General features: G+C 67.3%; 5 protein-coding genes. 3 read left to right on the top strand and 2 right to left on the bottom strand.

Features of this window, described 5'->3' with window-relative positions:
- Both VGD44_RS10785 and VGD44_RS10780 read left to right on the top strand, forming a co-directional pair.
- Positions 1-2109, top strand: a 2109-nt coding sequence (locus tag VGD44_RS10785; protein WP_331086767.1) for a TonB-dependent receptor, incomplete at its 5' end; no start/stop codon positions are given.
- 185 nt (positions 2110-2294) lie between these two features.
- Complete coding sequence (locus VGD44_RS10780; RefSeq protein ID WP_331086765.1) at positions 2295-3524, top strand: MFS transporter; 1230 nt, start codon at positions 2295-2297, stop codon at positions 3522-3524.
- A gap of 172 nt (positions 3525-3696) precedes the next feature.
- Here the strand turns inward: VGD44_RS10780 and VGD44_RS10775 are convergent, their stop codons facing one another.
- A complete protein-coding gene (locus VGD44_RS10775) occupies positions 3697-4455 on the bottom strand; it encodes a metallophosphoesterase family protein (RefSeq protein ID WP_331086763.1) in 759 nt (252 codons plus the stop codon).
- Positions 4439-5218 carry a hypothetical protein gene (locus tag VGD44_RS10770; RefSeq protein ID WP_331086761.1) on the bottom strand — a complete coding sequence of 260 codons (780 nt, stop codon included), beginning with the start codon at positions 5216-5218 and terminating at the stop codon, positions 4439-4441. Before VGD44_RS10770 ends, VGD44_RS10775 begins: the two co-directional genes overlap by 17 nt.
- A 208-nt stretch (positions 5219-5426) precedes the next feature.
- Between VGD44_RS10770 and VGD44_RS10765 the strand changes: the two genes are divergently transcribed.
- Positions 5427-6683: HAMP domain-containing protein (locus tag VGD44_RS10765; protein ID WP_331086760.1), on the top strand; the 1257-nt coding region annotated here is incomplete at its 3' end.

The raw sequence follows: 6683 nt of genomic DNA, 5'->3' as shown, positions 1-6683 counted from the left end.
GCGCGGCGGCGGGCGGAAAGCCTGACCGACGTGCCGATCTCCCTCACCGTGCAGACCGGCGAGCAGATGGAAGCGCGCGGCGCGCCCGACATCACCTCGCTGCAGCGCGTGACGCCGAACCTGACGCTGCAGGTCTCGCGCGGCACCAACTCGACGCTGACCGCCTTCATCCGCGGCGTGGGCCAGCAGGACCCGCTGTGGGGCTTCGAGCCCGGCGTCGGCCTCTACATCGATGACGTCTACGTGGCCCGCCCGCAGGCCGCGGTGCTCGACATCTTCGACGTCCAGCGTCTGGAAGTGCTGCGCGGTCCGCAAGGCACCCTCTACGGCCGCAACACCATCGGCGGCGCGATCAAGTACGTGACCGCCAAGATCGAGGGCGATCCCCAACTGAAGCTGAAGGGCGCCTACGGTTCGTACGACCAGAAGGACATCGTCGCCTCGGCCAAGGGCCAGGTGACCGACTGGCTGGGCCTGGGGCTGACCTGGGCGTCGTTCAATCGCGACGGCTTCGGCAAGAACCTGACGACCGGCGCCGAGCACTACGACAAGGACGTCGTGGCCGCGCGCGCCACCGTCGAACTGACGCCCACCGACAGCCTGTTCTTCCGGCTGTCGGGCGATATCGTCACCGACCGCTCGAACCCGCGCCACGGCCACCGCGAAGTGCCGGCCCTGAACGCGGCCGGCCAACCGATCGCCGGCGGCGAGGTGCTGTCCGACGTCTACGACACCAGGGCCGGCGCCGGCGACAAGAACACGGTCGAGGCCCGCGGCGTCTCGTTCCTGGGCGAGTGGACGGCGAGCGAGGCCCTGACCTTCAAGTCGATCACCGCCTACCGCGCCGGCGAGACCGAGGGTGTCATCGACTTCGACAACCTGCCGGCTCCGATCCTGGACATCCCGGCGCGCTACAACGACCACCAGTTCACCCAGGAATTCCAGGCGCTCTACACCGGCGACCGGATCCAGGGCGTCATCGGCCTCTACTACCTGAACGCCACGGCGGCCGGCGCCTTCGACACCGTGCTCAGCCAGGCCAACCTCAGCATTGCCACGGCCGGCGCAGTCGACACCAAGAGCTACTCGGCCTTCGCCGACGTCAGCTACGACGTGACCGACCAGCTCCACATCTCTGTGGGCGGCCGCTACACGCGCGACAAGAAGACCGGCCAAGTCTACCGCCAGAACTTCACGGGCATCAAAACCCGCCTGTTCGGCAACAACGCGGCCGTCCCCGGCCTGGTCCGCTCGAACTTCGTGAGCTCCGACACCTATGAGAAGTTCACCCCGCGGGTGAGCGTCAGCTACGACCTCACGCCGGACGTCACCGGCTACGTGTCCTACAGCCAGGGTTTCAAGTCGGGCGGCTTCGACATGCGGGCCGACGCGATCCTCACGCCGAGCTCGGTCAACGGCTACCAGCCCGAGAAGGTGGAATCGTTCGAGGGCGGCCTGAAGGGCTCCTTCTTCGACCGTCGCCTGACCCTCAACTCGGCGGTCTTCTACTCCAAGTACAAGGACCAGCAGATCACCCAGCAGACGCCGGTGGGCGCTTCGATCGCAAGCCAGGTGCTGAACGTCGGCCGCAGCCACATCTACGGCGCCGAGCTGGAGGGCGTCGCTGTCTTCACCTCGAACCTCAGCGCCAACTTCTCGCTGGGCTACACCAAGGCCGAGTTCGACGAGTACAGCGCCCTCGACCTCTCCGTGTCCCCGCCGGTGGTCCGCGACTTCTCAGACAGCCGTGTGTTCCAGAACACGCCGGAGTGGAACGGCTCGGTGAGCCTGAACTGGCGCCACGACCTGGGCGACCACGGGACGATCGCCTTCATCCCCTCGGCCGCATACCGCTCGTCGTTCAACATGTTCGAGATTCCCTCGCGGCTGGACCAGGACAGCTACTGGCTGGTCGACGCCAGCATCGTCTGGACCTCGGCCGACGACCGCTACCGCGTCGGCCTGCACGGCAAGAACCTGGGCGACGAGGAGTACCGCATCGGCGGCTACAACTTCCCGCAGACGGCCGGGGTCCTGTTCGGCAACTCGGTGACCGCCTACTACGGCCCGCCGCGGACCTTCACCCTCTCGGTCGAAGCGAAGTTCTAGGTCGTCGTGCTCTCTCCCCCTTCCTCCTCGATGGAGGAAGGGCCGGGGATGGAGGTGTAGGCAGGGCGGCGGAGGTAGCGGCCTCGTTCGGCGCCGGCGCCTCCTTGTGATCCCCTTCGGCGCAACAGCCACACCTCCACCCAACCCTCCTCCATCGAGGAGGAGGGCTTCTGAAGGGGGATCCCATGACCCAGCGCTACCGGATCGTCGTGCTGGCGGTCCTGATCCTCGCCTACACGTTCAACTTCCTGGACCGCCAGATCCTCGGGATCCTGGCTGGGTCGATCAAGAAGGACCTGGGCCTGACCGACAGCCAGCTCGGCCTGATGGGCGGGCTGGCGTTCGCGCTCTTCTACACGGGCCTCGGCGTGCCGATCGCCGCGCTCGCCGATCGCTGGAGCCGCACCTGGATCATGACCGGGGCGCTCACGCTGTGGAGCGGCTTCACCGCCGCCTGCGGCTTTGCCGGCGGGTTCTGGCAGCTCTTCCTCTGCCGGATGGGGGTCGGGGTCGGCGAGGCGGGCGGCGTGGCGCCCGCCTATTCCCTGATCAGCGACTACTTTCCGAAGGAGCAGCGGGCGCGGGCGCTGGCGGCCTATTCCTTCGGCATCCCGATCGGCTCGGCCCTGGGCATCCTGTTCGGCGGCCTGATCGCCGCGACGATCGACTGGCGGGCGGCGTTCATCGTCGTCGGCCTGGCGGGCGTCGCCCTGGCGCCGATCTTCCGGCTGGTGGTGAAGGAGCCGCCCCGCGAGGTCGCGGCGGCGTCGGTTCCTGCCACGGGGGGTATCCGGAAGCTGCTGGCCAAGCCCAGTTTCTGGCTCATCTCGCTGGGCGCGGCCGCCTCGTCGGTCTGCGGCTACGGCGTCGCCTTCTGGCTGCCCAGCTTCTTCGAACGCAGCCTGGGCATGGGCCTGGTCGACCGCTCGCTGTTCCTGGGCTCCATGACCCTGGTGGGCGGCGTGCTCGGCGTGTGGGCCGGCGGCGTGCTGGGCGACCGGCTGGGCCGGGCGCGGCCGGCGGCCTACCTGCTGGTGCCGGCGGTGGCCTTCCTGTTGGCGCTGCCGTGCTTCGTGCTGGCGGTACAGGCGAAGTCGCTGGTGCTGGCTTTCGTCCTCTTCCTGATCCCCACGGGGCTGAACCTGGTGTGGCTGGGACCCGTCATTACGGCGGTGCAGCATCTCGTCGCACCTAGCCATCGGTCCACCGCCTCGGCCTGCTTCCTGTTCGTGAACAACCTGATCGGACTGGGCCTCGGCACCTGGTATTTCGGGGCCGTGTCCGACGCACTGACGCCAATTTACGGAACGGAAGCATTGCGTTACGCGATCTACTCGGGCCTCGGCTTCTACGTGGTGAGCGCGTCCCTGTTCGTCCTGGCGGCCCGCGGTCTGAAGCACGACTGGGTGCCGTAACGGCACATATTTCACGCCTGCATGAAATTAGTGCTTGCGTGCAGTGCAGCAAAGTTGCATATGTGGTCTCGCCCTTTTGGGCGTTTCCTCCCTAATGAACTGCCGCGCCTTCGGGCGCGGCTTTTTTTTGACCTGGCGGCGGGGAGCAATCCGTGGCGTGTCGGGTCGCGCGTCAGACCTCGATCAACGCGTACTCGATCCCGAGGTCGCGGTTCAGCACGGGCCGAGACACGTTGTAGACCGGCACGCCGCCGGCCGTGCGGCCTTCATAGGCGCCGCGGTGCGCATGGCCGTGCAGGGCGCAGGTGACGCCCTCGAAGCGGTCGATCGTCTCGCCCATCCGCGCCGAGCCCAGGAAGGCGAAGATCTCGGGCGGCTCGCCCTCCACCGTGGCCAGCACGGGCGAATAGTGGGTGATCACCACGATCCGCTCGCTGCGCAGCATCCGCAGCGAGCTCTCCAGCTTGAGGTTCTCATCGACCGAGGCCTGGACGAAGGCCTTGATCTCGGGCTCGCCGAACGCCGAGAGCATGTGGCGGCCGTAGCCGCCGATGAAGCCCTTGCAGCCGGCGAACCCGACGCCCTCGATCTCGTAGGCCTCGCCGTCCAGCACGCGCATGCCGGCCTCGTGCAGGATGCGCGCGACCTCGGCCGGCTGGCCGCACTCGTAGTCGTGGTTGCCCAGCACGCCCACGACCGGGATCGTGCAGGCGCGCAGGTCCTCGGCCAGGATCTCGGCCTCGGGGGTCTTGCCGAAATTGGTCAGGTCGCCGCACAGCGCCAGCACGTCGGCCTCCTGGCTGATCTTCGAGAACAGGTCGCGGTAGGGCCGGTCCATGTTCTCGCCGACATGAAGGTCGCCGATGGCGGCGAGCCGGAGGGGCTTGGTCACCGCGACGGCGTCGTTGGCGGCGTCAGGCGATTGGCTCATGGCGCTCCTCCAGCCCTTTGCCCACCACGTCCGCGAAGCCCCACTCGGTGATGTCGATCAGGTAGTCGCGGGGGCTGAACATCCGCCCGCGGCAAACCCTCACGCGCGCCGGGGGCAGGGTGACCTGGGCGGCCAGCCGGTTGGTGAGTTCGGTCATCACCCAGCGGGGAATGAGGTCGCGTTCGGTCGGGTAGACGAATCGATAGTTCAGGAGGTGGATCAGCAGCACCTCCCAGTAGGGCTCCATGAGCCCGAGCAGCCGCTTCCAATCGATGCGCTCGGCCTGCCGGTAGAGCACGTGGACCACGTCGGCGCCGTCGTAGCGGTAGCGGTCCTGGATGAACATCTTCGAGACCACCAGCTCGGTGGGCGCGGTGATCCGCGCGCTGCTCCCGTAGACCTCGATGACGTCGTCCTCCTCGAACCACGCGTCGGTGACCGGCGCCGCGCCGTTCGACATGGCGAAGATCACGTCGAAGAACCGCTCCTCCTGCCAGACCTTGGCGATCCAGCGCTCGTCCTCGACGTCGGTGCGATAGCCCCGTTCCTGGAAGTAGCTGAGGATCTTCGGGAAATCGCCCGCCTTGCAGAAGACGTCGAGGTCCTTGGTCGGACGCACGATGCCCGTATAGGCGCAGACGGCGTAGGTGCCGGAGAGCAGGAACGGGATCCCTGACTCGGTTAGCAGCTTCAGGCTCTCCGCATAGAACGCCTCGGCGTCCGGCGGCGGCTCGAAGGAAGATGAGTCATAGGCCTGTGACATCGGGCCAAGGAACGGCAGCGCCGGGTCAGGGTTCCGGGCTCGTTAACTGTGCAGCTGCAACTTTCGGTCGACTTCCCGACACCCGCAGGTTTTGCTTCAAGCTAGACTGGAACCGTAGCCATAAGCCGGCGTTCCCTCGAAAGGCGGGGGTGTGACCGGCGCAGCACGCCGGGGTTCATCCCCGACTTCGCAGCTTTTCGGGGAAGCCATGCCTGCCACCGCCGCGACCGCCAGCAAGACCCGCCGTCCAGCCCCCACCCAAGAAAAAGAAGTCGACACAGCCCAACTCCTCGCCGCACTCCGGGCCTTCCGACGCGGCGATTTCTCAGTTCGGCTTCCGCGCGCCACCGGCGTCGCCGGCGAGATTGCCGAGGCCTTCAACGACGTCGTCGAACAGAACGACCGGATGACCCGCGAGTTCGAGCGCCTGGGCGACACCGTCGGGCGTCAGGGCAAGATCAGCCACCGCGCCCGCCTGCCGGCGGCGCAGGGGTCGTGGGCGGCCTCGGTCGACGCGGTGAACAACCTCATCACCGACATGATCCACCCGACCGCGGAAATGGCCCGCGTGATCGGCGCCGTGGCCAAGGGCGACCTGGGCCAGACCATGGACATGGACAATGAGGATCGGCCCCTGCGCGGCGAGTTCCTGCGCATCGGCAAGGTCGTGAACACCATGGTGGGCCAGTTGGGCTCGTTCGCCGCCGAGGTGACCCGCGTGGCCCGCGAGGTGGGCACCGAGGGCAAGCTGGGCGGCCAGGCCCAGGTGAAGGGCGTGACCGGCGCCTGGAAGGACCTGACCGACAACGTGAACTTCATGGCCGCGAACCTGACGGGTCAGGTGCGGAACATCGCCGAGGTGACCACCGCCGTGGCCAACGGCGACCTCAGCCGCAAGATCACCGTCGACGTGAAGGGCGAGATCCTCGAGCTGAAGAACACCATCAACACCATGGTGGACCAGCTCAACTCGTTCGCCTCGGAAGTGACCCGGGTGGCGCGGGAAGTGGGCACGGAAGGCAAGCTCGGCGGCCAGGCCCAGGTGAAGGGCGTCGCCGGCACCTGGAAGGACCTCACCGACAACGTGAACCTGATGGCCGCGAACCTGACCGGCCAAGTCCGCAACATCGCCGACGTGACCACCGCCGTGGCCCGCGGCGACCTGTCGAAGAAGATCACCGTGGAGGTGCGCGGCGAGATCCTGGAGCTGAAGAACACCATCAACACCATGGTGGACCAGCTGAACGCCTTCTCCTCGGAAGTGACTCGCGTGGCCCGCGAGGTGGGCACCGAGGGCAAGCTGGGCGGCCAGGCCCGCGTGGAAGGCGTGACCGGCGCCTGGAAGGACCTGACCGACAACGTGAACTTCATGGCCGCGAACCTGACCGGCCAGGTCCGCAACATCGCCGAAGTGACCACCGCCATCGCCAACGGCGACCTTTCGAAGAAGATCACCGTGGACGTG

This window comes from Phenylobacterium sp. (assembly GCF_036402295.1).
Classification (GTDB): domain Bacteria; phylum Pseudomonadota; class Alphaproteobacteria; order Caulobacterales; family Caulobacteraceae; genus Phenylobacterium.
Note: the sequence above shows the minus strand (reverse complement) of the source record. Positions and strands in the feature narration are given on the sequence as shown.